The organism is Paenibacillus sp. FSL R5-0527 (assembly GCF_038008055.1).
In the GTDB taxonomy this organism is placed as follows: Bacteria; Bacillota; Bacilli; order Paenibacillales; family Paenibacillaceae; genus Fontibacillus; species Fontibacillus macerans.
The window spans coordinates 707,350-732,063 of sequence record NZ_JBBOYI010000001.1 but is presented as its reverse complement, the minus strand read 5'-3'; the positions used below and the strand labels follow the sequence as shown (position 1 = coordinate 732,063).

The following is a 24,714-nucleotide window of genomic DNA, read 5'->3' as shown; positions in this document are numbered from 1 at the left end:
ATTATACCGAATGACTGAAACAAGGTCAACAGACGTATATCCCGCATGGGATCAGTCATTTCCGGCCTCGGATTCCGATACCCTAACCGGAATTTCCCCGGGTTTATACAGCCCGTATTTCTTCATGGCAATTTGTCCGATATATTCGGGATCTTGCAGACGGTTCACTTCATATTTAAGCTGGTTCAAGCTTTCTTCGGTCTGCTTCCCGGAGGCCTGCGTCTTGGCAAGCTGCTGCGACTTCTCGCCGATCTCTTCGGATTGGGAAATATACGTATACGCCGCCCAGCCAAGGAATACGATCATAAAACCGAGCCATAACCGGAGCCGCCGCCGTGCCCCGACGGTCCCGGTTTTTTGAGAATTCCGAGGATTTTTTGACATCTTTGGATTTGTCGTAACCGCACGCATCAGGGACACCTCCTTAAAGCATCACTCTTTGATGAACCAGCGTAACAAACGCACAATACGATTCTTCCAGATATCCAGCCAACTCTTAAATTTGCTTAGCCCTTCCGGAATCCGCAGCCGCTTCCAAATAGGCCTAAAGGCCCATGCGATTAACTTCCATAGCGGCAGCAGCGTGATCCGCCCGAGAAACAGCAGCACGATCCAGACAAAACCGAGCAGAAGCTTGGCTCCTTTGAACAACCAGCGGAGCGGAGCAATGACGAAAAGCTGGATAATCCTTACGATAAACCGGTAAATTTGGTTAGTTATCCATATTAACATTAACACAAATCGTTCCGTTAGAACACTAAGAAGCAAAAAATAAATCCAAATACCTAGAAACAACCCGAGAAAAACATAGAACCTTAGTTCCCCATGATTGCTATGGTATAACACGCGAAATACAAACAAGGCGGCTGCCGCCCAATATACCAGGTCAAGGGCATGGACACTCCAGCGGGGAAAACGGAATTGTCCCGAGACGACGCGATAGCTGTCAAAGACGATCCCCATAATCCCCCCGGAGGCGAACATCCATAGAAGGGTCATCCACTGCGTTTCCAGATTCATCGGAACAGTTTGCCGAGCAATCCCTTGCCGGACGGATGTGAACCCTGCTCCAAATACGACAAGGTGTTAACCAGGCCTTCGATGCTGACAAGCCCTTGCTCGAGGTTCAGGTTTTTAATATGTAAATTTTGTCCGCGGATTGTCAAATGCCCTAATTCGGTCTGAAGCAGAAACTCCTCATTGTCGAAGCTCTCCACATTGAGGACTCCCGAAATTTCCAGCAGCTTGCGATTCATTAAATGCAGCTCCTGGTGTTTTCCTTTCAATTGTTCGACCATGGCATGTACCCCTCCTTCTTACCAATAGCTTATGGACGAATTGTCGGCTTTAGAACCGGATAACTGGCAAGACTTCGCGTGATTTTCATTCTGGTTAAGTGACTTTCTTTACAGGATTTGGCAGCGTGTTTTTTTACGATAATTACGGAAGAAACGCAAGCGGCTTTTGGAGGCGAATCCTGATGGAGCAAGGTAGCAAAAACGGGGCCGGACATGGCGAAAAAAACCGCCGGGAATCCGATTCCCTAGGCAAAATGGCAATTCCCGCGGACGTTTATTATGGGATTCATACGGCGCGGGCCATGGACAATTTTCCGGTTAGCGGAAGGCCGGTCAACCGCCGCCTGATCGCGGCGCTCGTGCTGGTGAAAAAAGCGGCCGCCGCCGTGAACGGCAAGCTGGGACTGATTCCGGCAGAAGTGGCGGAAGCGATTCTTTGGGCGTGCGACGAAATCAACGCGGGCGAGCTGCAGGACCAGTTTATGGTTGACGCGCTGCAGGGCGGGGCGGGCACCTCCACCAACATGAATGTCAACGAGGTCGTGGCCAACCTGGCCATCGAACGGCTTGGCGGGCAAAAAGGCAACTACGGGCTGGTTCATCCGCTGAATCACGTCAACTGCTGCCAGTCGACCAACGATGTGTACCCGACCGCGCTTCGCATCGCCGCGATCCGGCTGCTGCGCCCGCTCAGCGAAGCTTACGCGTCTTTGCAGGAAGCGCTGCAGGAGAAGGAGCGGGAATTCGCGGACACGCTGAAGCTGGGCCGCACGCAGCTGATGGACGCCCTGCCGATGATGGCCGGGCAAGGGTTCGGGGCCTATGCCAAAGCGGCGGCGCGCGACCGGTGGCGGTTATACAAAGCGGAGGAGCGGCTGCGCGAAATTCCGCTCGGCGGCACCGCCATCGGGACGGGGCTTGGGGCCCCGCGGGCATACGGCTGCCAGGTGGTAGAGATGCTGCGGGATTTGACGGGGCTGGGTCTCGCCCAAAGCGAATATCCGCTGGATCCGACGCAAAATTGGGACATCTTCGTCGAGGTGTCCGGCCTGCTGAAGGCGGCGGCCGTCACCCTGCTCAAAATCGCCGGCGATTTGCGCCTCTTGGCGTCCGGACCGGCCGGCGGCATCGGCGAATACACGCTGCCTGCCGTGCAGGCCGGCTCCTCGATCATGCCGGGCAAGGTCAACCCGGTCATGGCCGAGATGGCCGGGCTGACCGCCATGCGCGTCATCGCGAACGATGCGGCGATCACCATGGCCGCCGCCGGGGGCCAGCTCGAACTCAACGCGTTTGGCCCGCTGATCGCCGATTCCCTGTTGGAATCGCTGGAGATTCTGCAGCGGGCCGTGGAGGTGCTGTTCGAGCGGCGCTGCGTGCGCGGGATCGCCGTGAACGAGGCGGTGTGCCGCGCGCATTTGCGGCGCTCCACCGTGTTGGCGACGGCGCTTGTCCCCCATTTGGGGCACGAGCTTGCCGCCGAAATCGCGGGTGCGGCCGCCCGGGAAGGCCAAACCGTGGAGCAGGCCGCCCTGGAGCGCGGGCTGCTGACCGCCGAACAGGCGGCCCGGATCCTGAACCCGCTTGAAGTAACCAAGCCGGGCATTCCCGGCAAATCAGGGAGGAACACGAGATGAGCTTAAACGCTACGCCGCGCGGAGAGCGGACGCATATTACGGTGTTGGGACGGACGAATGCCGGTAAATCCAGCGTGGTTAACGCCTTGACCGGGCAGGATATTTCCGTGGTGTCCCCGGTTCGGGGAACGACGACCGATCCGGTGTATAAAGCGATGGAGCTGCTCCCGCTGGGACCGGTCGTATTGATCGATACCGCCGGGCTTGATGACGAGGGCCTGCTCGGCGGACTGCGCCGGCAGAAAACGCGGGAACTGATGGAGCGCACCGATCTCGCTTTGCTGGTGATCGACGCGGCGGAGGCCTTGCTTACGGGAGCCGATGCTTTTTATCCGGGCCTGCTCGCCGAGTTAAAGGAGAAAAACATCCCCGTGGTCGGGGTGCTCAATAAAATCGACACCATCGATGAGGTCGATACGGCGCGGGCTCGGTTGAAGGCGCGGCTAGGATTGGATTGCCTGCCGTTCAGCGCCGCGGCGGGGACGGGCGTGGCCGAGCTTACGAAAGCGATCACGGGCGCGCTCCCCCACGATGACGACCGTTTCCGGATCGTCGGCGATCTGCTCTCCCCCGGCGATGTCGTTGTGCTGGTCGTGCCGATCGACAAGGCCGCCCCCAAAGGCCGGCTGATTTTGCCGCAGCAGCAGACAATCCGCGATATTTTGGAGAGCGACGCCAGCGCCGTCGTCACCAAGGAACATGAGCTGCGGGCAACGTTGGAGCGATTGAAGGGGAACCCGCGGATGGTCATTACCGACTCGCAGGTTTTTCTCAAAGTGGCCGCCGATACTCCGAAAGAAGTGCCGCTGACCTCGTTTTCCATTTTGTTCGCTCGCCACAAAGGCGATCTGGGCGAGCTGGTCAAAGGCGCCCGGGCCATCGAAAACCTGCGTGACGGCGATCACGTGCTGATCGCGGAAGCCTGCACCCACCATCGGCAGTCCGACGACATCGGCTCCGTCAAAATCCCGCGCTGGCTGCGCCAGATGACGGGGAAACAGCTGCATATCGAGCAATTCTCCGGCCACAGTTACCCGCCGGACCTGACCCGCTATGCGCTGATCGTTCACTGCGGCGCCTGCATGCTGAACCGCCGCGATATGCTGCATCGCCTCGACGAGGCTAAAGCCGCCGGCGTGCCGATCGTCAACTACGGTGTACTGATCGCGTACATCCACGGCGTGTTCCCGCGCGCGATCGAGCTGTTCCCCTCCGCCATGATGGCTTGGGAGGAGTCGGCGGTTTTGTAGCGCGAACCTATACTTATGGCGCGTGTTAGGTGCGTGCGCAGGGAAAGGATGGCAATGGGTGCACACGGGGGAGGGATGGCAATGGGTGCACACGGGGGAGGGATGGACAATGGGCGTACGCGGGGAAACGATGGGCAATAGACGTACGCCTCCGCTGCCGGAAATAGCGGTAATTTGGGGCGTTATTCCGGGAACTTCCCTCTCCCCGCGCAAAATAGCGGAGTTTTTTGGCTCTATTTGGAGATCAAGCCTGGAAAAGGCACCCTTTATCCCCATGTTGCTAAAATAACGCCAAAAAATTCCTCTACTTCTGCTAGACTCCCTTTTTGGCGAGAATAGAGTCCTTTTTTACCGTTATTTTCCGCATTTCCGCACCCGTAATAAGAAAAACGCCTGATGGCGTCCTTTTTATTCTAGCTCTATTAATGGCTCTGACTTCTACTTTGGAGCGATTGGAGGCTCTTCCTAAACTTGGGATGCTGCTCTAACGGACACCAGCGACCTTATCCGCCCATTTCCCGGATATTTCCCAGCCTAACGGACACACGGGACTCTATTTGGCTCAAAACCAGCACATTCGGGCCGATTTGAGGTAAATAAGGTCGTCTGTGTCCGTCATTTTGCAAACCTCCGCTTTTCCTCAAATAACGGCACTGGTGTCCCTTAGCCCCCAGTTTCCTTTTCTCCTCCACTATCTACCTGCAAAAACATCACCCTCTACCATGGCCGCAATTTTGTAAAATTCTATAAGGTTAAAAAACATGCCCCGCCTAAACGGGACATGCTCGTGGCCTGCCGCGAATCAGGTCCAATCCAGACCGTTATCCTTCGCGATCGGCTCTTCCTTAATCAAGGTATACAAGGTCGCAGCTTCATCCTTGCGGGTCGTTTCTGCCAGGCGCTCAACGCGGACGGTCACCAGCTTTTGGCCGAACTGTACCGTGATTTCGTCGCCCACCTTCACCGTACTGCTCGGCTTGGATTCGCGTCCGTTGATGAGAACTCTGCCTTGCTCGGAGACATCTTTTGCAACCGTGCGCCGCTTAATTAACCGTGATACCTTCAGGAATTTATCAAGACGCATTATTTTACAGCTTCTTTAAGTTTGTTGCCCGCTTTGAATGCCGGAACATTGGATGCCGGAATTTCAATCGTTTTGCCCGTTTGCGGGTTGCGGCCGGTGCGGCCGGAACGTTTGCGGGTTTCGAACGTGCCGAAGCCGATCAATTGTACTTTGTCTCCGCCAGCAAGAGCATCCGTGATTTCGCCGAGAAAACCGTTCAATACGGCTTCAACGTCTTTTTTCGTCAAACCGCTTTTGCTGGAAATGTTGTTGATCAGATCTGTTTTGTTCATTAATAATGCCTCCCAATAAATAAAAAGATAGGTGATACCTTGGCACTACAGGCAAAAAGCCTGATTTAAAGCCATTACGATATCTTTGTAACAGTATTCTTGCTTTACGTTTAAAATCCTGCCCGGACCGTAACTTTTTTTTAATTTTTTCGCGAAAAAACCGAATTTTAGGCCTTTTATCCCACTATTCCCGTTCTTTCGACTTAGCTTCCTCCCATAATGCATCCATTTCCGACAAGGAGCTATCGCCCGGCGTTTTCCCCTGGGCTCTCAGCCGTTCCTCCACATAATGAAACCGCCGGGTGAATTTGGCGATCGTCCGCGACAGGGCCTGTTCGGGATCGGCGCCGATATAGCGGGCCGCGTTAACGACCGAGAACAGCACGTCCCCCAGCTCAAGCTCCTGCGCTTCCGGATCATGCTTGTCCTGTACCGCTTGCTTGAGTTCGGTGATCTCTTCCTCCAGCTTGTCCCATACCCCGTCGATTTGCTCCCAATCGAAGCCCGCTTTGGCTGCCTTCTTCTGCAGCTTGTAAGCCTTCATCAAAGCCGGCAAATCGCGCGGCACCCCGCTAAGGGCCGATTGCTGCTCGGGCTTGATGCCTTTGCGCCGTTTTTCTTCGGCTTTCATCGCTTCCCAGTTGTTCAGCGCCGCCTCGGCGTCCTCCGCGCTTAAATTGCCGAATACATGAGGATGGCGGTAGAGCAGCTTTTCGTTCAGTTCGCGGATGACGTCGTATACCGTAAAGGTGCCGAGCTCTTCTTCCATTTGGGAATGGAGCATGATTTGCAGCAGCAGATCGCCCAGTTCCTCGCGCATATGGTCGGGATCATCGTCATCGATCGTTTCGAGCACCTCGTACGTTTCTTCGATGAGATTTTTGCGGATCGACTGATGCGTTTGCTCGCGGTCCCATGGACATCCGCCGGGGCTGCGCAGAATCGTCACGATTTCGTGCAGGCGCTCGAAGCTGCGGATGCGCAAGGCCTCATCTTCACTGGCCGGCACGTAGACGAGCGACAGATTGCCGTACCCATCGATGCGGTCCAGCTCATACAGCGGGATACGCCGGATCTGCTCCTGCCCGGCGACGCCGAGGGCATGTCCGACAACGACGGGATAATCGTCGGGGAATACCTCCATCAGCCCGAGCTTCACCTCCGACGCGGTAAGCTGGTCGTACACCTGGCCGATCAGCGTATGCCGGCGGGGGTCGATCCGTTCCCCATTAACGGCGGTTGCATCAAGCAGCGCAAACCCCTCGATCGGGTCAAACCCGAGGCGGACAAACGCTTCATCCAGGAAACTCTCGCCTCCAGCAATCTCCAGCTCGATTCCGGATTGCGGGCAGCGCTCCCGCAGCAGCTTGACCGTCGCCTCGGCAACCATCGGATGGCCGGGTACGGCATAAACGATTTCCATGCCTGCCGGGCCGTATTCGGCCCGCTTAAGCAGCCGTCCGGCAATTTCCTCATAGACGGAAGGAAAATCCTCCTTCGCTTCGTACACGTCGTCGAACGAAACGAACGAGACCCCCGTCTCCTCCAGCCAGGCCACGACCGGATGGTCTTTCGTCCGCACGTACCGCTCTCCCGCCCCCTGAAGGCGTTTCAGGCTGCCCAAAGTCAGCTTGTCGGGATCGCCCGACCCTAGCCCGACGACCGTTATGCGAGCGCTCATGCTCTCTTCCTCCCTCTGCTTCAGTCCGTTTCTGCATGTACCTAATATACCACTGCCGGAGCAAAATATGAAATCGGGCAGGGCAAGCAAAACCGCGATGCGGACAACGCCGCACACTAACGGCCTGAGAAGACGCTAAAAATACGTGTTCAAAAAGTCAAGTTTTCAGCACCAAAGCTTATGCTTACGATGTGTGTTTCTTCAAAACGCTTTAGGTCGGGAAGCTAGGGACGAAGCAGCGGAGCTAAACGCGCTTGGAGAAAACGGCTTCCGAAGCATAAGTTCTTGGAAGGTATGTGAGCAACTGAAATGTTTCCGTAGGAAACATGCCTCGGAAGCATCCGCCCACCCGGCTGAATTCAAGATTCGACGTCGAATTTGTTTCGTGATCTGCTTCGTGACCCGCTTCGTGACCCGCTTAATGGTCAAAAAATGACTTTTTGAATTGCCTCTAGAAGCAATTTTCGCATCATTCCCCAGCTAACGGACACAAGAGACGCTATTGCCGGAAAATTCCGCTGGCGTTGCATTAACGCCTGCACAAAATCTGCGGTACACCTTGCCCGCTATTCCATTTGAGATCACGCCAGAAATCTAACGGTTGTATTAGTCGCTATTTTGCCAAAAAAGATCCTTTCTAAATTTTAACGGTTGTGAGCGCGGTTATCTGCTCTAATCTGAGCCCAAATCGCTGGGTTTTAGCTAAATAAGCGCTATGGCAACCGTTAAAATATGAAAATGGCGATATTGGAGCAAATAGCGGCTGTGGCAACCGTTAGAATGTGGTGGCGAGAAATTGTATCATGTCTGATTTGATGCAACGCTACTGGGAAAATTAGCTGTTTTGGCAGCCATTTGGACTAATTAACGTCTCACCTGTCCGTTAGAGCGGAATCAGGCGGGAAATTAGGCGCTTAGGAGCTCTGGTGTCCGTAAGCCTGGGGGCCAGGGACGCTCGTGCTTCAGTGGTCTGCAGCGAGCGGCTGCCACCATGGCCTGAGGCAATGATCGCGGTTAGGCCTCGGCTAGGCCTCTGGCGGGCGGCACCGGCCGCGGCGGCGAGCGTATATATCGGCCTGTGCTACGGCAAACACAGCTTCCGAAGCCGCGGCAGCGAGCGTCTGCGCCGAACGTGCTACGGCAGCAGACGCAGCTTCCGAAGCCGCGCCAGCAGCTTCGGGCCGATCCGCGGCAGGGCGCTAAGCTCTGCCGCGCTGAGCAGCCGCGCGCGCAGCACCGCGGCGGCAAACACGGCTGCGCCGAGCAGCACGCCGAGCAGGCTCTCCGCCGCGGCCGCCGTACGGCCGGGCGGCAGCAGCTCGGCGACGGCGAGGCGCAGCGCCGTCACGGCGGCGGCCATCGCCAGGAGGGCCGCCGCCGGGCGCAGCAGCGCGTCCCGCAGGCGCGGACGCAGCCCCGCGCGGCGCAGCAGCAGCGCAGCGTTCAGCGCGGCGGCCGCGCCATAGGCGGCGATGCCGGCGATGGCCGCGCCGGTGATGCCGAGCCGCGGCACCAGCAGCGCGTTCAGCGCCGCCTTGAGCAGCGCCGCCGCGAGCAGGTGCAGCGCCGGAGCGCGCTGGGCGCCGAGGCCCTGCAGCAGCGCGCTGGTCACGACCATCAGCGCGCCGGGTGCGGCCGTCCAGGCGATCCAGGCAAACGTGGCGCTGCCGGCCGCGTCCTCATAGAGCATCACATTGATCGGCTCCGCGAGCAGCGCCAGCCCCAGGGACGCCGCCAGCCCGATCAGCCAAAACCAGCGGAGCGCGGTTTGCGTTTGCCTGCGTATGGCGGCGGTGTCGGATTTCATCCGCAGTTCGGCCATCGCCGGGATAAACAGCACCGACAAAGAAGTGGCCAGCATGGTCACGAGCTGAACGAGCGGGATGCCCCGGTTGTATATCCCTACCTGCCCCATAACGCGTATCTCGTCCCCATGGACATTCAGCAGGCGCGGCAGCGAGAACGTGTCCACCAGGCTGATCAACGGGACCGCCAAAGCGGCCAGGCTGATCGGAATCGCGTATTTCAAGAGCGCCGGAAAAAGCTCCCGTCTCCCCTTTGACGGCGGAAAATTACGTTGCCGTGCAGGTTCTTCGGGCGACGATTCCAAGGGTCCCCTTTTCGCAAACCGCCAATACAGCAGCATGATCAGCAGGCTGGCGGCCGCTCCCGCGGATGAGCCGGCCAGCGCGCCGCCGGCCAGCGCGGGGTCGCCCGCCGACATCCGGCTCAAATAGAGCAGCAGCACGATCATGACGGTGACCCGCACCGCTTGTTCGGTGACCTGCGATACGGCTGTCGGCAGCATATTTTGCAGGCCTTGATAATACCCCCGCAGCGCGGCGCTGACCGGGTAAAACAGCAGCGCCGGCGCGGCCGCCTGCAAGGCCGGGACGATCAGGCTGCTGCCGATCAAACGCGCCAGCAGCGGAGCTCCAAAGTACAGCAGGATTGCGCCCGCCGCGCCGAACACCATCATCATGGCCGCCGCCAGCCGCAGAACCTCGCGTTGTTCCGGTACGTTGCCTACGGCATGGCGTTCCGCCACAAATTTAGACACGGCGGCTTGAAAACCCGATGTGGTCAGCGTAATGAGCAGCGTATAAAAAGGATACACCGTATTGTAAATGCCAAAAACCCCGTCGCCTCCGATATTCTGCAGCGGTATTTTCTGCAGAGTGCCCAGCAGCTTGGTCAAAATCGCCGCCAAACTTAGGATCGCCGCTCCCTTCAGGAGCTTGGAAGCCAGGGTAACGCCAGGTTCTTTCATGGTTTCCCTTTCTTTGCACCTTTAGATAATGGACATGCCAAAGCTTGCAGGTTCCATTATATGACGAAACCATGGGTTGCGGCCAATTTTCGGCGGTTTAACGCAAAAAACTTACACATCCGCTCCGAACGGCCGGCCGCCGCGTAAATCGGGGGTGTGTAAGCTTGAGAATGACACAGGTGAAAGGAGTCTCGTTTACTGCTCCATTTGCTTGGCCAGAAAGCCTGCGGCCGTTTCCGCCATTTTCGACTCCAACTCCGACATCTTCACGGAACTGTCTTTCGTTAGCAAAACGACGGTCCCGATCGGATCGCCTCCGGCAATAATCGGCGCAATGACGAAAGACGAAATGTTCTCCGGATGGTCCTTCGTAATTTCGAATTCGCTCGCTTCCGTTTCCATTAGGATTTTGCGCCCATCCATGCTGTTTTCCAGCAGCGTACTGATCGGCTTGTCCAAATATTCCTTTTTCGACGCCCCCGCCACCGCAATCAGCGTATCCCGGTCAGAGATCAGCGTAACATGTCCCGTGCTTTCGTACAACGACTCGGCATACTCCTTGGCAAAATCGCCCAATTCGCCGATCGGCGAATATTTTTTCAAAATGACTTCTCCATCGCGGTCCACAAAAATCTCCAGCGGATCTCCTTCACGAATCCGCAAAGTCCGGCGAATTTCCTTAGGGATGACGACGCGGCCCAAATCATCAATACGGCGTACAATACCAGTAGCTTTCATGTCACATGTTGCCCCGCTTTCTTAGAAGTTTTGAACTACTGCTTCTCGGATATAGCCTAAACAAAAACCAGTTCTATATACGATCTCTTATGCAAAAATCTGCCGGACGCAGACAAAAGTGCGATCCAAGCTTGCGAAATGCCGCTGACCGATGCCTGAGGCGGGTAGGGATTTGGTGTACCTGTGATTCTGTCCTTAGTATTCATCCCTAAAGTGCACCTTATTCATCATATTGAACCATCATTTTTAAAAATAGCCCCCCCTCCCCGTAAATGTCTGGTTAAGAAAAACCGTCGGAGAAATTCACTCCGGCGGTTAGTTTGATGCGCTGCGTGGGAAGGGGGGATAAGGAGGCAACCTTCTGTTAGCGGAAACAGCGGTAATTTATGTCGCTATTTTGAGATTTTATCCATTCTGGGTTAAATAGCGGAACTTTTTTCCCTTATTTGGGGAGCCAGCTTGAAAAAAAGCATCTTTTTTCCTCATCCCTCTATAATAGCGGTAAAAAAACCTTTATTTCTGGTATGTCCCTCTTTTTGACGAAAATAAGGCCCTTTTTTACCGCTAAGTCAGCGACCGCTCAGCAGCTGCCCTCCTCAAGCCATCGTCGTTTATTTTCCGGCATTGCCGCTGCCGGTTCCCGCGCCGGAATTGTTGGCGGCCCCGCCGCCGCTGTTCCCCGACGCCCCGGCGTTTCCGGCTCCATCGGTTCCCGCGTTTGTGCCCGTACCTGCGCCTGCATTCGTACCGGTACCGGCCCCGCTTCCGGCGCCTGCGCCGTTATTCGCCGCGTTGCCGCTGTTGTTCTTCGGGGTTTCCGTTTTCGGAAGATTAATTTTCTTGATGATCTTCTTCTCGAGATCCCCAGCCATGAACTCGTCCACTTTTTGGGATGCAACGGACATTTTTAGCTGGTCTTTTTCATCCTGCGTCAAATCCTCGTATTTTTTCTCGTTACGCGATTCGACGCGGATAATATGGTACCCGTAGCTTGTTTTGACCGGATCGCCGATTTCGTTGATCGGCTGGGTCAAGGCAGCCTGCTTAAACTCCTCAACCCATCCGCTGACGTTGGCATTTTCATACAATCCGCCGTTGTCCTTGGAACCCGGATCCTCGGAGTATTTTTGGGCCAGGGTGGCGAAATCCTCGCCCTTGTCCAATCTGGCCTTGACGTCTTTGGCTAATTTGAGCGTTTCTTCTTCGGAGCGTTGCTTGCCGTTTGGATCAGTAAACCCGATCAGGATATGGCGGACCGAAGCCGTCGTGAAGTTTTCCTTCGCCGCTTCGAATTCCTTTTTCATATCTTCTTCCGTAACCTTGTTCTCCTCGTTTTCCATAGCGATGTAAAGGCGGTTGAAATAATCTTTGACTTCCGCCTCGGACACTTTCTGGGCGTCCAGCATTTTTTTGAACGCATCGGCGCCGCCGTAGGAGGCCTTCATCATTTCGAGCTGCTGCTCCGCCTTTTTCTTCCCGGCTTCCGCCGTCTTGTCATCGGCTTTCGCCGCCAAATACTTGTACGCAATTTCCTGTTTGAGTAGATACTCGCGGAATTCGTCCATCTGCAGCAGTTGTGCCGCCTGCGGCGAAACCGCCAGCAAGATGCGCTGGTCCAAATCAAATTCCTTCGCCGTGATCTCCCCGCCCTCGTAAGTGGCGACAACATCCTTCTTCCCGCATCCCGCCATGATGGTAAAGGCAAGCACCGCCACAAGGGCAATCAGCAGCGTTCGCCAGGAACGCCTTTTACTTTGAAACATCCTGTAGTTCCCCTTTCGCTTTGAACGCATCCTTCAGGGCATTCAGAAATTGCTCCAACAAGCCCATCAACGCTTTGTCGTCCATTCCTTTGATATTGATCCGGATCAGCATCACGGACCCTTGAATAAATTGTACACGTCTTCCGAAGAGATTTCCAATTTCCGCGAGCCTGCCGGGCACGATCGACTGTTCCCGGCCTTCGTAGAACTTGACGGTAACTTCTTCTCCACGCAATGCGATCGATTCGATGCCGTACTTCTTGCCGTACAACTTCACCCTGGCTACGGACAGCAGGTTCTGCACCGCTTCCGGCAATTCCCCGAAACGGTCAAGCAGCTCGTCCTCCAGCTCCGCCACGTCCTCAAACGAGGTTGCGGAAGCCGTTTTCTTGTAAATTTCAATTTTTTGCATGCTATCGTAAATATAATCCGAGGGCAGATAAGCGTCGATGCCGAGATCGATCGTCGTATTCCAATGCGTTTCCGCAGGTTCGGCTTCTCCGAGCATGGTCACTTTGCGTTTCTGGATTTCTTCGGCCAGCATCTGCGAATACAGGTCAAAGCCGACGGAGGCGATGAAGCCGTGCTGCTCCGCCCCCAGCAAATTGCCCGCGCCGCGGATGGCCAGGTCGCGCATGGCAATTTTGAAGCCGGAGCCGAGCTCGGTAAACTCCTTGATCGACTGCAGGCGCTTTTCGGCCACTTCGGTCAACGATTTGTCCTTCTGATAGGTGAAGTAAGCATAGGCGATCCGGTTGGACCGGCCAACCCGGCCCCGCAGCTGGTACAGCTGCGACAAGCCCATTTTGTCGGCATCGTGCACGATCAGCGTGTTGACGTTCGGAATGTCGACGCCGGTCTCGATAATGCTGGTGCTGACCAGCACGTCGTATTCCCCGTCGAGGAAGTCGAGAATCGTCTTCTCCAGCTCCTGCTCGGACATCTGCCCGTGGCCAACGCCTACGCGGGCATCCGGGACGAGCGCCGAGATTTGCGCCGCCATCTCATGAATTCCCTGTACGCGATTGTACAGGTAGTAGATTTGCCCGCCCCGGGCCATTTCGCGTTCGATCGCTTCGCGCACCAGCGCCTGGCTGTATTCGACCACGTAGGTTTGCACCGGGAACCGGTTTTCCGGCGGCGTTTCGATGACCGACAAATCCCGTACGCCGAGCATCGACATATGCAGCGTTCTCGGGATCGGCGTCGCCGTCAGGGTAAGCACGTCCACATTCGTTTTCAGCTTCTTCAGCTTCTCTTTATGCGTTACGCCAAACCGCTGCTCTTCATCGACGATCAGCAAGCCCAAATCTTTGAACACCAGATCCTGGGACAAAATCCGATGGGTCCCGATCACGATGTCCACCGTGCCCTGCCGGAGCCCCTTGATCGTCTCATTCTGCTCCTTGCGGCTGCGGAACCGGCTCAGCGTCTGGATATTGATCGGATAGCCGGCAAAACGCTCGCGGAACGTTTCGTAATGCTGCTGCGCCAAAATCGTGGTCGGCACCAGCACCGCGACCTGTTTGCCCTCGATCGCCGCTTTGAAGGCAGCCCGGATCGCCACCTCCGTTTTCCCGTAACCCACGTCGCCGCAGAGCAGGCGGTCCATCGGCCGGTTCTTTTCCATGTCCTTCTTGATTTCTTCGATGGCCCGAAGCTGGTCAGGGGTCTCATCATAGGGGAACATCGCTTCGAATTCCTGCTGCTCCGGCGAGTCCTTCTCGAAGGCAAACCCCGGCGCCGCCTGCCGTTCGGCATACAGCTTGATCAGATCGTCGGCGATGTCCTGCACGGAGGAGCGGACCTTGTTTTTCACCCGCTGCCATTCATTGCCGCCGAGCTTGTAGACCTTCGGCTCTTTGTCTTCGGAACCGACGTATTTCTGAATCATGTCGATCTGTTCGATCGGAACGGACAGCTTGTCGCCGCCGGCATACATGATGTGCATGTAGTCTTTGTGGATCCCGCCGACCTCGAGCGTACCGATCCCCATATATTTGCCGATCCCGTGGTTTTGGTGAACGACGTAATCGCCGACCTTCAGCTCGGTATAGCTTTTGATCCGTTCGGCGTTGTCCATGCTTTTGCTGGCGACGCGGCGCGCTTTGCGCTGCTTCTGGGAGAACATCTCCCCTTCGGTGATGACGACCAGATGCACGGAAGGCAGCTCAAAGCCCGACTGCAGATTGCCCTTCAGCAGCGTCGGCTCCTCGATCCCGTAATCCTGCAGCACCCGCCGCATCCGGTCCATGCGTTCCTCGCCGCTGGCCAGCATGATGACGTTGGCGCCGCTTTTTTTCCAGCGTTCCATTTCCGCCTTCAACACGTTCATTTGCCCATGGAAGTCCTGCATCGTCCGGCTGACGAAGTTGAGAATGTTCTGCGGTTGAGAGTGCGGAACCTGGCGCAGGAACAAGGACAGGAACAGCGTTTGAAACGGACGGTGGTACAGCACACGGTCGGTCTCCACCGCCAGCGGCAGCTCCGGAAGGCTTTTGCCGTTTTGCAGCAAATGCAGATTCCACTCCGATTCATCGCGCTCCAGCTGCTTGGCCGTCTCCAGCAGGCGCGCCGGTTCGTCCAGGATGAGCAGCGTGTCGCTCGGCATATAGTTATACAACGTTTTTCTTTCAGGGTAAATCAAAGAAATATATTTATAGATTTCCGGAAAATACACATGCTCCCGCAGCAGCTCGATCTCCTTGGAGATTTCCTCCTGCAGCTTGTTTTTCGCCTGGCGGTCGGCCATTTTTTCAAGCTGCCGATCCAGGCGTTCTGACGCGGCTTGAGCCGCCGCCGCCAGCCGGTCCGGGGAAGCGATCAATTCCTTGCAAGGGGGAACGAACACTTCCTTGACCTGGTCCACCGAACGCTGGTCGGACGGATCGAAGGTGCGGATGGAATCGACTTCGTCATCGAACAATTCCACCCGGTAAGCCATCGCCGAGGTCAGCGGGTAAAAGTCGATGATTCCTCCGCGCAGGCTCATTTCCCCGCGGGATTCAACCCGTTCTACACGCTCGTAGCCAAGCTCGATCATTTTGTTCAGGAAGCCGCCATGCTGAATCGTCCCTCCGAGGGTAATCGTAAGTCCGGCCTCCGCCATTGTTTCCGGCGTGGGAATAAACCGGCGGATGCCGGAATAAGGCACCACCACAACGCCCCGAAAGCCGCGGGAGCATTGCAGCAGCACCTCGATCCGCTGCGCCAGCGTTTCCGGGCTGGATACGGCCGATTCGGCGGCGACCAGCTCGTTGGCGGGATAAAGCAGCACTTCGTCCGGTGAGAGCGCTTCCTGTAAATCTTCATAAATTTTTTGGGCGGCGAACATATTGTGGGTCACGACAAGGAGCGGTCGCTTCACCTCCTGGTGCAGCGCGGCCAGCATCACCTGTCTCGTCGAACCGGATAACCCCGAGATCAATTGCTCCTTCATACCGGAGTTGACGCCGGCGACCATCGAAGCAAAGTCGGTATCCCGGAAAAAAGCTTCTATTAGCGCTTGTAGCAAGTGTGGCACCTCTCTTACTGCTTATTCAATCTATTGACCTGACCGGGCAGGACAATGTGTTTACACGAACCAAAAAGGAGCCTCAGCAAACGTGCCAAGGCTCTATAACCGCTTTAACCGGTAAATTGTTCATTCTTCATCGGCCTTCGCCCCCGCTCATTGCAAGGGACTCACGAGCAGCATCAGCTCCGGGTTCTGCTCCAGCGCTTCCCTGCAGTAATCGCAGATCACCCGAACCGTCATTTCGCCGTTCGAATCATACGCTATTATATCTCGCCGTTCCTCGGGGGTCAAGGAATGAAAGCCTAGTTGGGCTTCCGTGACCTGGGGGGCCTCTATTCTACCAATCACCGTCCGGCAGTGCCGGCAGACGTAATTTATAGCCATCTATATGCCTCCTGAAGATTCATTATGTCTCCAGTATGCCCCAAACTGGCTCCTTTTAGCCCTGACCTTGAACGGCAGCAAAACGCGGATTAGGCTTCCGGCCGACTTCCCGTCGGCCGCGCTGGTCCATAACCCGGCATTTATACGTTGAACTTGGCCATGGTCTGCTCAAACGTGTGGTCCAAGCTGTACTCCAGCGCATCGCACGCCGCTTCGATCGATTGCTGCAGCAGCGGCTGATCTTTTTTGGCAAACCCGGAAAGCACGTAGTCCACCACCGCATAGCCGGGCTCCGGGCGGGAAATGCCCATTCGTATGCGGTTGAACACCTGTGTTCCGGTGTGCTGGATAATCGATTTAATCCCGTTATGGCCGCCCGAACTGCCTTGATAACGCAGCCGGTTGCGCCCCAGCTCGGTATCGAGGTCGTCGTATACGACGATCATATCCTCCAGGGACGCCTTGTAATAATCCATATAGGCCCGGACCGCCTCGCCGGACAAGTTCATGAACGTCATCGGCTTGATCAATACGACCTTGCCGCCCGGCAGCACCCCTTCGCCGATCAAAGCCTTGCATTTGCTCTGTTTGATCTCGATGCCGTGCCGCCGCGCCAGTTCATCCACGGCCATAAAACCGATATTGTGCCTCGTTTTCTCGTATTGTTTCCCCGGGTTTCCGAGGCCTACGATCCATTTCATTTGTTCCCTATACCTCCTACGTTTGTGGCAGCTGGCAGCAACTCAAGGCTCTTTCTGGCACCCCTCATTGAAAAGAATTCCAATAGATTGAAGGGAACCGGCCACCATTTTGAGCTCCCATTGGAAATATCCAATAGATTTCGCCCAAATCGCCCATTTTACGCCCAAACGAGCCTTATCTATTGGAAATATCCAATCTAACTGCTGCATTTACCTCTAAATCCCCAATTCTATTGGATATTTCCAATCAGAACGTTGCGTCAGTCCGCGGTTACCTGCCGAAGACCAACTCCGTACGCGCGGGGAACCTTCCGCTTCAGCAGTATCCCCTGCAGCGGCGGCTTCGCCCCTTACCCCCGGCAAACACACCGATAGGGGTTACACCCTCCGGCGGGAGGATGCAACCCCTGTGTGCAGTAGCCTTTCCTTATTCGATCTCGAACAGCTTGCTGATCGACAGCTCTTCGTGCACGCGAATAATCGCTTCGCCCATAAGCGGAGCGACGGAGAGCACCTTCAGCTTGCTCGTCGGATTAGGATGCGTAATCGGAATCGTATCGGTTACAATAACTTCCTTCAACGGAGAATTCTCCAGCCGTTCCATCGCCGGGCCGGACAACACGGGGTGCGTACAGCAGGCGTAAACCTCTTCCACGCCGCCCTCCTTCAGCGCATTCGCGCCAAGCACGATCGTTCCGGCGGTGTCGATGATATCATCGACGAGAATCGCCGTCTTGCCTTCGATGTTCCCGATAATGTTCATGACTTCGCTGACGTTGGGCTCCGGACGGCGTTTATCGATGATCGCCAGCGGGGCGTTCAGGAAATCCGCCAGCTTGCGGGCGCGCACCACCCCGCCGTGGTCCGGAGATACGACGACCGGATTCGGGATATGTTTGGACCGGAAATACTGGGCCAAAATCGGCACCCCGAGCATATGATCCACCGGGATATCGAAGAAGCCTTGAATCTGCATGGCGTGCAGGTCCATCGTAATGACGCGGTGAGCGCCGGCCTTCTCGATCAAATTGGCAACCAGCTTAGCCGTAATCGGATCGCGCGAACGGGCCTTCCGGTCTTGGCGGGCATAGCCGTAATACGGGATAACCACGTTGATGCTTTTGGCCGAAGCTCTTTTTAAGGCATCCACCATAACGAGCAGCTCCATCAGATTGTCGTTGACGGGAGCGCACGTCGACTGTACGACATAGACGTGGCAGCCCCGGACACTCTCCGACAGCTTGACCTGAATTTCGCCGTCGCTAAAACTGGTCGTTTCCGAATCGCCCATCGGAATTCCGATATAATCCGCGATTTGATGAGCCAGCTTAGGATTGGAGTTACAGGTGAATATCTTTAATTTGGAATCACAATAAGTCATAAAATTAAAACCCTCCGTGCTGTGTAGATAGCGAAAGGGAATCAAACCGCTGAACCCGCCTTCCAGCTACCCCGTCATTAGAAATGGTCACTGCATCCTCATTCCGAAAAATTCATTCCGACAATTGCTACTACATCCTATGATAAAACGGCTTAAGAGTCCTGCTTATTTTGTTTTTTGGCTTTTGCGCGGCCGCGGATTTTCTCGGCGTAACCCGGCTTGTTCTCCTGCCGCTGTCTCGCGATGGCCAGATCGCCTTCGGGAACGGAATGCGTAATGGTCGAACCGGCGACCACATAAGCGCCTTTCCCGACCTTCACCGGCGCGATCAGATTAACATTGCTGCCGATAAAGGCTTCGTCCTCAATCTCCGTAATGGATTTATTATAACCATCGTAATTGACGGTAATCGCGCCGCAGCCGATATTTACGTTTTTGCCGACTTTGGCGTCGCCGATATAACTCAGATGCGAGACTTTCGCTCCGTCGTCCAAGGTCGCGTTCTTGATCTCGACGAAATCGCCCACTTTGACGTTGGCGCCAAGTTTGGCCCCCGGACGCAAATAAGCGAACGGCCCCACCGTCGTTTCTTTGCCGACTTCCGCCTGGCTCAGAACCGAATGCTTCACCTTCGCGCCGTCATGAATCACGCTATCCTCGATTTGAGACGCCGGCCCAATCACGCAATCCTCGCCGATGACCGTCCGCCCCGCAAGCACGGTTCCCGGATAAATCACCGTATCCGAACCGATCGCCACATCGGCCCCGATATAAGTCGACGCCGGATCGATCACCGTGACGCCGCCCAGCATATGTCGCCGAACGATCCGTTCGCGCATCACTGCCTCGGCTTCAGCCAGCGCAACGCGGTCATTGACGCCGATCGACTCCCGGTGGTCCTGCGCCGCATAACCTTCCACGATTTCGCCGGCTTGTACCAAAATGCCGATGACATCGGTCAGGTAATATTCCTGCTGCGCGTTGTTATTGGTCACTTTCTCCAAAGCGGCAAACAATTTCGCATTATCAAAACAATAAGTGCCTGTGTTGATTTCCTGTACCGCTGCCTCTTCCGGCGAGCAGTCCTTCTGCTCGACGATGCGCTCGACCGTACCGTTCTCTCCACGGATCACCCGGCCATACCCTTGAGGATTGTCCATTTTGGCCGTGAGCACGGTAGCCGCTGCACCCTTGCGGGTATGAAGTTCGACCAGCGCTTCAAGCGTCTCCGCGGTCACCAGAGGGGTATCGCCGCAAATCACGACGGTCGTGCCTTCCTCTCCGGCAAGCAGCGGACCCGCCTGCTTCACCGCATGACCGGTTCCCAGCTGCTGCTCCTGCAGCACGTACTCCGCCGACGATCCAAGGTACGATTTAACCGCTTCGGCACCATGGCCGACAACGACGATGGTTCGTTCGCAGCCGGCTTGCTGTACCGCGCTTAAAACATGCCCTACCATCGGTTTGCCGCACACAGGATGGAGCACTTTATAAAGCTTGGACTTCATGCGTTTCCCCTGACCTGCGGCAAGAACAATCGCTAATTTTTTCAAGGCCCCGGCCTCCTTCTCTCTTAAGCTTCGGTGCTGAAAACCTGATTTTTTGAACTCTCACTTAAACTCATTACTGAATATATCTCATTTACCGCAAAAAGAAAAGGGAGCCATGTACTCATGGCTCCCTTTTCCTCGAACCCCAATTGGTCAAGAATTAAAAATGCGACTTACGCCCCTTCTTCAATAGCTTCCTCCTGGTCGGCCGCACGTTCGTATTCAGCCAAAACAGCGGCTTGAATCTTCTCGCGGGTACCGGAGGAAATCGGATGCGCGATATCCCGGAACTCCCCGTCCGGTGTGCGCTTGCTCGGCATAGCTACAAACATTCCATTGTTCCCGTCGATGACGCGGATGTCGTGAACGACAAACTCGTTATCGATGGTAATGGATGCTATGGCCTTCATTCTGCCTTCAGAGCTGACTCGGCGGAGTCTTACATCCGTAATTTGCATATGTGTTCACCACCTTTTTCCATCAGAGACTTGGTGTAATATTCCACATAGCAAACGGAAATCCTTTTTTTTTCAAGAACAAAATGCCTTAAATTCTCGATTTTTTTTGATATGACGGGGTTTTCGACACATTTCGTCGCAAAATTTTCAGTTTTGCGGTTTTATCGACAAGTTTCTGCTTACCCGAATTTGGAAAAATAATTTCCAGGCTCCACGGAGATTTCCTTGCCTTTGGCATCCACCGCCCGGAGCGTCGCCAGCGACACATAATCGCGCAGAAGCCGCTGCTCGGAATCCACTTCCCCCGATTCCACCAACACGCCGACCCCCGCAACCTTCGCGTTGAATTCGTCCAGCAGGTCGACCATCCCTTGAATGGTGCCGCCGGCCTTCATGAAATCGTCAACGATCAGCACACGCGAATGTTCTTTGAGCGCCCGGCGGGACAACGTCATCGTATGCAGGCTTTTGTGCGATCCGGACACATAATTGATGCTTACGGCCGACCCCTCCGTAACCTGGTGGTCTCTTCGCACCAGGACGACCGGCAGATTCAGCTCGGCGCCCGTAGCGTAAGCGAGCGGGATCCCTTTTGTTTCCACGGTCATGATGCAGTCGATCTCCAGATCGCCGAAGGCGGTGGCGAACAGTTTGCCCGCCTCATTCATCAAACCCGGCTGCCCGAGCAGGTCGGACATATACAAATAACCGCCCGGCAAAATGCGATCCGGCTGCGAGAGCTTGTCGCACAGCTCGCGGATAAAGACAAGCGCCTGCTCGCGGCCCACTCTCGGAACATATTTAACGCCGCCGGCGGCTCCGGCCAGCGTTAGCAAGTCGCCGATCCCCTCTTCTTCAAAAACCTCTTTAATAATGCCCAAATCCTCGCTAATGGACGATTTCGCGGCCCCGTACCGCTGGGCAAAGGTCGTCAGCGGGATCAGATGATGCGGCCGGGCCAACAAATAGTGGGTCATCTCCACTAAACGAGCGCTTCTTTTCAATTTTTTCACGAAGTACCCCTCGCTAAAATCCGAATATTTTATTGAAACTATAACATTTTTGTACGGATTTGTCCAAGCTTGTTCTTCATTTTCATGTGGGGTGAGCCGCTTCGTGCTTAAGAATGAAAACGCTCTTCGGTCAGGTAAGAAGACGCACCGCGTAAACCTCTTTGCAAAACCCGCGCAGCCCGTTGTAAATCCGGGACACTTTCGCTTCTTTGGAGACGAGCCCGAACACCGTCGGACCGCTTCCCGACATCAGCACACCGTCAGCGCCCAAGCGCAGCATCGTCTCTTTCAAATGGGCGACCTCGGGATGCATGTGCAGCGTCACGCTCTCCAGAACGTTGCCCAGTTCCCGGCACACTCCCGGAAAAGACCGGCTCTCCAGAGCCGCCCGCATCCGCTCGGCCGAGGGGTGCTTTTCGATCCGTTCGTTGCGATACCGTCCGTACACCTCGGCCGTAGATACGTTAATCGGCAGCTTTGCCAGAACGACCCAACATTGCGGCGGATTCGGCAAAGGCGTCAGCACCTCGCCGCGTCCCGTGGCCAGCGCCGTCCCGCCCGTTACGCAAAAGGGCACGTCCGACCCCAGCTCCGCCCCGAGTTTCTTCAGCTCTTCCTCGGAGATGTTCAGTCCCCAAAGCCGGTTAAGTCCCCTCAGCGTCGCCGCCGCGTCGCTGCTTCCGCCGGCCAGACCGGCCGCGACCGGAATCTTCTTGTCGAGATGGATATACACCCCGCTGCGCACGTTGTACCGTTCCTTGATCAGCTTCGCGGCCTGGAAGGCCAGGTTCTTCTCATCAAGCGGAATATATCCGGCCTGGCTCGATATAATAATCGTATCCCGCGGGAGGGCGCTCATTTCCAACCGGTCGGCGAGATCAACCATCGTCATGATCATCTCGACTTCGTGGTAGCCGTCCGGACGTTTATGTATTACGTCGAGCATCAAGTTGATTTTTGCCGGCGCTTTCTCGTAAATTTTCAAGGCCCTCACCTACCTTCAGCAATCCTTACCGTTCCTTTATTTTAAAAAATACTCCGCAGTCCGTCTATGCGCGAAAGATCACCATTCATCTTACACTATCTTACTTCATCCGGGCAAAAAAACGAAGCTCCCCCAGGGAAGCTTCGTCCGCCAAATTTGATAGCCGCTATTGCTGCTGCTTTGCCGCAGCCTGTTCGGCGAGCTGGATCGCCCGCTTTACCATATTTCCCGCATCCTTCGCTTTGATGCCGCCCCAGCCTTCCTGCTTCACGGTATCGTAAAATCCCAGATCCTTGGCTAATTCGACCTTCAGGTCCTCCGACATTACGCTTCGTCTTCTGCGCGACATGGTCAGTCCTCCTTTGGGGTCTGGATATGGAACAATGGTTAGTATGCGTGGACCCGCACCCGTTCATACGGTGACAGCGGCAATCCCGTCCGCCCAAAAAAAGCCTGCCGCCCCGCGCCGGCTGGTCCTTCCGAGTACATCAGCTTCGCGTCAGCGCCGGATAAGCGTCCGCCCTGCCCGGCAGAGAAGTAAAAAAACGGCCCCGCCGATGGCGGAAGCCGTTTGCTTGTAATTCATCATGATGTTCACGGTTTAATATACGAAATCCGCACCTCGTTGTTGTCGTCGCAAATCATGACCTCAACGGATTCGGTTAGTATATCGGCATAACTGTAAGACACACGCTTAAATGTCTGATGCTCCTGGTCCAGCTTCACGATAAAGACCGAAGGATAGGTTTCCTCCAATACTCCGGTGCGTTCGATGGTCTTTCGGCGACCTCCGTTTGCCCGAAGCATAATTTTTTGTCCAACGTGGGCGTCGAGACTATGCTTGATTTCCGACAGCGCATTTTTAGCCATTACCTGTGACCACCTTCTTTCTTAAACCATTATACAGGAAAGGAGAAACTTTGTCAAATCAAAATAAATAATTATATCAGCATGGAAAAACTCATGTCAATGAATTTTTTTCGACATGACCTGACGCGGCCTTTCCGAATAAATAAAGCTGCCGGAATGAGCGACCGCCGGCCTATATAATAACGGCATTTCATGTACTTATGTTCCTATGAATGCCCCAGAACACGGGTATTTCCTTGGGACGGAGGAAAATAACCACATAAATGTCCTCTATTTCACTCGAATAAACGGATACCAGAGCGCCCTTATTGCCTGAAAACGGCCAAAATTATGTTTGGAATAGCCCATTTTTGCATAAAAAACCGGAAGCCCCAAAGAAAAACTTGGGAACTTCCGGTTAACATGCTCTCACATGGAAGGCACAACTTTAAGCGTGGACAAATCCTTCAGCCTGGGCAGGCCGATCCGGTAGCTGCCGCGCGTTTCGATCCCTCCGACGCCCTGCGTGCCGCTGATCGTATGGTTCAGGACATCCGTAATTTGAATCGTATCGCGTATGGACGTCAGTGAGGCCTTGGCGGCGATATACACCGGGTCCAGAGCGTGGATCAGCACGCGGCCCGGGGAACTGGCGAAATTGGCCCCCGCCTGCAATAACGCTTCAAAATGCGACTGGCAGGCGCCGGCCACGATCGTCAACGAATCGAAATTGCGTTCGTATTGTCTGGCCGTCTGAATGGCCTCCACGAAGTGCTTGGAATTTTTATAGCTGGTCAAATTGTACAGGTCGCCGGTAGGCCGATGCTTCAAAACGCCGTCATGACCGGTCAGCACCACGATATCCGGGCGGACCGTCGGCAGCAGACGGTACAGCGCGCTGGCCATCTGCGACTCCGTAACATAGAAGCCTTGCGCGGGCACCCGCAGCTTTTCGTACAAGCTCAGGCTTTTTTGCAAATATCTTTGATCCCCGTCCAGATGAAGCACTTTGCCCGGCACTTCAAAATACGCCGGCTCCCCCATCGGGTACCATTCCCCGCCGATGGTCATCCGGTTCCGCTCCGCCAGCTGCTTCCGGTCCAGGGTCAACCGCTTCAGCGACTCCGTCGCCTTGATGCGCGCGCGCTGCGTTGTTTCTCCGGGGGTGTCCCGGTCTATACGGATCAAATCGCTTAAAGGCGCATCCGCCAGCAGCCGGAATTCTGTTCCCTTGATGACCGCTTCGCTCCGCACGATGCTTGCTACCCGGAACGTAACATCCCCGCCGTAAGATTTGCGGACGACCAAGTCTCCCAAATTCGTCAAGTCAATCACCTCTATCCCATGGTATGGGCAAATGGAGGGATTGGTTACTGCGGCGGG

At 55.4% G+C, this 24,714-nt stretch carries 22 protein-coding genes; 2 read left to right on the top strand and 20 right to left on the bottom strand.

The features are described 5' to 3' along the window. Nucleotides 1-51: 51 nt before the first annotated feature. From NYE69_RS03335 to yabP, 3 genes are read right to left on the bottom strand one after another with little or no spacing between them, the layout of a single operon-like run. A complete protein-coding gene (locus NYE69_RS03335; protein WP_340923920.1) occupies nt 52-411 on the bottom strand; it encodes an FtsB family cell division protein in 360 nt (119 codons plus the stop codon). 21 nt (nt 412-432) lie between these two features. Next, entirely contained in the window at nt 433-1,020 is a 588-nt protein-coding gene (gene yabQ, locus NYE69_RS03330; RefSeq protein ID WP_340923917.1) for a spore cortex biosynthesis protein YabQ, read from the bottom strand. Further along, nucleotides 1,017-1,298, bottom strand: a complete 282-nt coding sequence (gene yabP / locus NYE69_RS03325; RefSeq protein WP_128630918.1) for a sporulation protein YabP — start codon at nt 1,296-1,298, stop codon at nt 1,017-1,019. The genes yabQ and yabP overlap by 4 nt, the downstream gene beginning before the upstream one ends. 182 nt (nt 1,299-1,480) lie before the next feature. Between yabP and NYE69_RS03320 the strand changes: the two genes are divergently transcribed. Both NYE69_RS03320 and hydF read left to right on the top strand, forming a co-directional pair. Then, the gene (locus tag NYE69_RS03320; RefSeq protein ID WP_340923912.1) at nt 1,481-2,935 is read left to right on the top strand and encodes an aspartate ammonia-lyase; all 1,455 of its coding nucleotides are present in this window, start codon (nt 1,481-1,483) and stop codon (nt 2,933-2,935) included. Then, a complete protein-coding gene (gene hydF / locus NYE69_RS03315; protein ID WP_340923909.1) occupies nt 2,932-4,185 on the top strand; it encodes a [FeFe] hydrogenase H-cluster maturation GTPase HydF in 1,254 nt (417 codons plus the stop codon). Before NYE69_RS03320 ends, hydF begins: the two co-directional genes overlap by 4 nt. A gap of 802 nt (nt 4,186-4,987) precedes the next feature. Here hydF and NYE69_RS03310 read toward each other — a convergent pair. From NYE69_RS03310 to yabG, 17 genes are all read right to left on the bottom strand, one after another. Next, entirely contained in the window at nt 4,988-5,269 is a 282-nt protein-coding gene (locus NYE69_RS03310; RefSeq protein WP_128630914.1) for an RNA-binding S4 domain-containing protein, read from the bottom strand. After that, the gene (locus NYE69_RS03305; RefSeq protein ID WP_036618112.1) at nt 5,269-5,541 is read right to left on the bottom strand and encodes an HU family DNA-binding protein; all 273 of its coding nucleotides are present in this window, start codon (nt 5,539-5,541) and stop codon (nt 5,269-5,271) included. The genes NYE69_RS03310 and NYE69_RS03305 overlap by 1 nt, the downstream gene beginning before the upstream one ends. A gap of 184 nt (nt 5,542-5,725) precedes the next feature. Beyond that, the gene (gene mazG / locus NYE69_RS03300) at nt 5,726-7,222 is read right to left on the bottom strand and encodes a nucleoside triphosphate pyrophosphohydrolase (protein WP_340923901.1); all 1,497 of its coding nucleotides are present in this window, start codon (nt 7,220-7,222) and stop codon (nt 5,726-5,728) included. A gap of 1,135 nt (nt 7,223-8,357) precedes the next feature. Then, nucleotides 8,358-9,992, bottom strand: coding sequence for a polysaccharide biosynthesis protein (locus NYE69_RS03295; RefSeq protein ID WP_124333641.1), 1,635 nt, complete (start codon nt 9,990-9,992; stop codon nt 8,358-8,360). Between the two features lie 195 nt (nt 9,993-10,187). After that, nucleotides 10,188-10,730: a stage V sporulation protein T gene (gene spoVT, locus NYE69_RS03290; RefSeq protein WP_326047818.1), complete on the bottom strand. Its 543-nt coding sequence runs from the start codon at nt 10,728-10,730 to the stop codon at nt 10,188-10,190. A 611-nt stretch (nt 10,731-11,341) separates the two neighbouring features. Further along, the gene (locus NYE69_RS03285; RefSeq protein WP_124333642.1) at nt 11,342-12,493 is read right to left on the bottom strand and encodes a peptidylprolyl isomerase; all 1,152 of its coding nucleotides are present in this window, start codon (nt 12,491-12,493) and stop codon (nt 11,342-11,344) included. After that, the gene (gene mfd / locus NYE69_RS03280; RefSeq protein ID WP_340923893.1) at nt 12,480-16,007 is read right to left on the bottom strand and encodes a transcription-repair coupling factor; all 3,528 of its coding nucleotides are present in this window, start codon (nt 16,005-16,007) and stop codon (nt 12,480-12,482) included. The genes NYE69_RS03285 and mfd overlap by 14 nt, the downstream gene beginning before the upstream one ends. 156 nt (nt 16,008-16,163) lie before the next feature. Further along, the gene (locus NYE69_RS03275; RefSeq protein WP_036618126.1) at nt 16,164-16,394 is read right to left on the bottom strand and encodes an anti-sigma-F factor Fin family protein; all 231 of its coding nucleotides are present in this window, start codon (nt 16,392-16,394) and stop codon (nt 16,164-16,166) included. A gap of 140 nt (nt 16,395-16,534) precedes the next feature. Further along, nucleotides 16,535-17,095 (bottom strand): aminoacyl-tRNA hydrolase, encoded by a 561-nt coding sequence (gene pth, locus NYE69_RS03270; protein WP_340923890.1) that lies wholly within the window; start codon nt 17,093-17,095, stop codon nt 16,535-16,537. Between the two features lie 427 nt (nt 17,096-17,522). Continuing rightward, complete coding sequence (locus tag NYE69_RS03265; protein ID WP_036618130.1) at nt 17,523-18,476, bottom strand: ribose-phosphate diphosphokinase; 954 nt, start codon at nt 18,474-18,476, stop codon at nt 17,523-17,525. 152 nt (nt 18,477-18,628) lie between these two features. After that, a complete protein-coding gene (gene glmU / locus NYE69_RS03260; RefSeq protein ID WP_036618133.1) occupies nt 18,629-20,029 on the bottom strand; it encodes a bifunctional UDP-N-acetylglucosamine diphosphorylase/glucosamine-1-phosphate N-acetyltransferase GlmU in 1,401 nt (466 codons plus the stop codon). 170 nt (nt 20,030-20,199) lie between these two features. Further along, complete coding sequence (spoVG, locus tag NYE69_RS03255; RefSeq protein ID WP_036618134.1) at nt 20,200-20,484, bottom strand: septation regulator SpoVG; 285 nt, start codon at nt 20,482-20,484, stop codon at nt 20,200-20,202. 179 nt (nt 20,485-20,663) lie between these two features. Beyond that, the gene (gene purR / locus NYE69_RS03250; protein ID WP_036618135.1) at nt 20,664-21,497 is read right to left on the bottom strand and encodes a pur operon repressor; all 834 of its coding nucleotides are present in this window, start codon (nt 21,495-21,497) and stop codon (nt 20,664-20,666) included. A gap of 130 nt (nt 21,498-21,627) precedes the next feature. Then, nucleotides 21,628-22,482 (bottom strand): 4-(cytidine 5'-diphospho)-2-C-methyl-D-erythritol kinase, encoded by an 855-nt coding sequence (gene ispE, locus NYE69_RS03245; RefSeq protein ID WP_340923882.1) that lies wholly within the window; start codon nt 22,480-22,482, stop codon nt 21,628-21,630. Between the two features lie 166 nt (nt 22,483-22,648). Further along, nucleotides 22,649-22,831: a small, acid-soluble spore protein, alpha/beta type gene (locus NYE69_RS03240; RefSeq protein WP_036618137.1), complete on the bottom strand. Its 183-nt coding sequence runs from the start codon at nt 22,829-22,831 to the stop codon at nt 22,649-22,651. 245 nt (nt 22,832-23,076) lie between these two features. Continuing rightward, entirely contained in the window at nt 23,077-23,352 is a 276-nt protein-coding gene (veg, locus tag NYE69_RS03235; protein WP_036618138.1) for a biofilm formation stimulator Veg, read from the bottom strand. Nucleotides 23,353-23,760: 408 nt separating this feature from the next. After that, on the bottom strand, nt 23,761-24,657 hold the full coding sequence (yabG, locus tag NYE69_RS03230) for a sporulation peptidase YabG (protein WP_036618140.1): 897 nt from the start codon (nt 24,655-24,657) through the stop codon (nt 23,761-23,763). Between the last annotated feature and the right edge of the window lie 57 nt (nt 24,658-24,714).

Coding starts and splice junctions, on each gene's coding strand:
- NYE69_RS03335 (WP_340923920.1), bottom strand. CDS start 411: ATGCGTGCGGTTACGACAAATCCAAAGATGTCAAAAAATCCTCGGAAT.
- yabQ (WP_340923917.1), bottom strand. CDS start 1,020: ATGAATCTGGAAACGCAGTGGATGACCCTTCTATGGATGTTCGCCTCC.
- yabP (WP_128630918.1), bottom strand. CDS start 1,298: ATGGTCGAACAATTGAAAGGAAAACACCAGGAGCTGCATTTAATGAAT.
- NYE69_RS03320 (WP_340923912.1), top strand. CDS start 1,481: ATGGAGCAAGGTAGCAAAAACGGGGCCGGACATGGCGAAAAAAACCGC.
- hydF (WP_340923909.1), top strand. CDS start 2,932: ATGAGCTTAAACGCTACGCCGCGCGGAGAGCGGACGCATATTACGGTG.
- NYE69_RS03310 (WP_128630914.1), bottom strand. CDS start 5,269: ATGCGTCTTGATAAATTCCTGAAGGTATCACGGTTAATTAAGCGGCGC.
- NYE69_RS03305 (WP_036618112.1), bottom strand. CDS start 5,541: ATGAACAAAACAGATCTGATCAACAACATTTCCAGCAAAAGCGGTTTG.
- mazG (WP_340923901.1), bottom strand. CDS start 7,222: ATGAGCGCTCGCATAACGGTCGTCGGGCTAGGGTCGGGCGATCCCGAC.
- NYE69_RS03295 (WP_124333641.1), bottom strand. CDS start 9,992: ATGAAAGAACCTGGCGTTACCCTGGCTTCCAAGCTCCTGAAGGGAGCG.
- spoVT (WP_326047818.1), bottom strand. CDS start 10,730: ATGAAAGCTACTGGTATTGTACGCCGTATTGATGATTTGGGCCGCGTC.
- NYE69_RS03285 (WP_124333642.1), bottom strand. CDS start 12,493: ATGTTTCAAAGTAAAAGGCGTTCCTGGCGAACGCTGCTGATTGCCCTT.
- NYE69_RS03275 (WP_036618126.1), bottom strand. CDS start 16,394: ATGGCTATAAATTACGTCTGCCGGCACTGCCGGACGGTGATTGGTAGA.
- pth (WP_340923890.1), bottom strand. CDS start 17,095: ATGAAATGGATCGTAGGCCTCGGAAACCCGGGGAAACAATACGAGAAA.
- NYE69_RS03265 (WP_036618130.1), bottom strand. CDS start 18,476: ATGACTTATTGTGATTCCAAATTAAAGATATTCACCTGTAACTCCAAT.
- spoVG (WP_036618134.1), bottom strand. CDS start 20,484: ATGCAAATTACGGATGTAAGACTCCGCCGAGTCAGCTCTGAAGGCAGA.
- NYE69_RS03240 (WP_036618137.1), bottom strand. CDS start 22,831: ATGTCGCGCAGAAGACGAAGCGTAATGTCGGAGGACCTGAAGGTCGAA.
- veg (WP_036618138.1), bottom strand. CDS start 23,352: ATGGCTAAAAATGCGCTGTCGGAAATCAAGCATAGTCTCGACGCCCAC.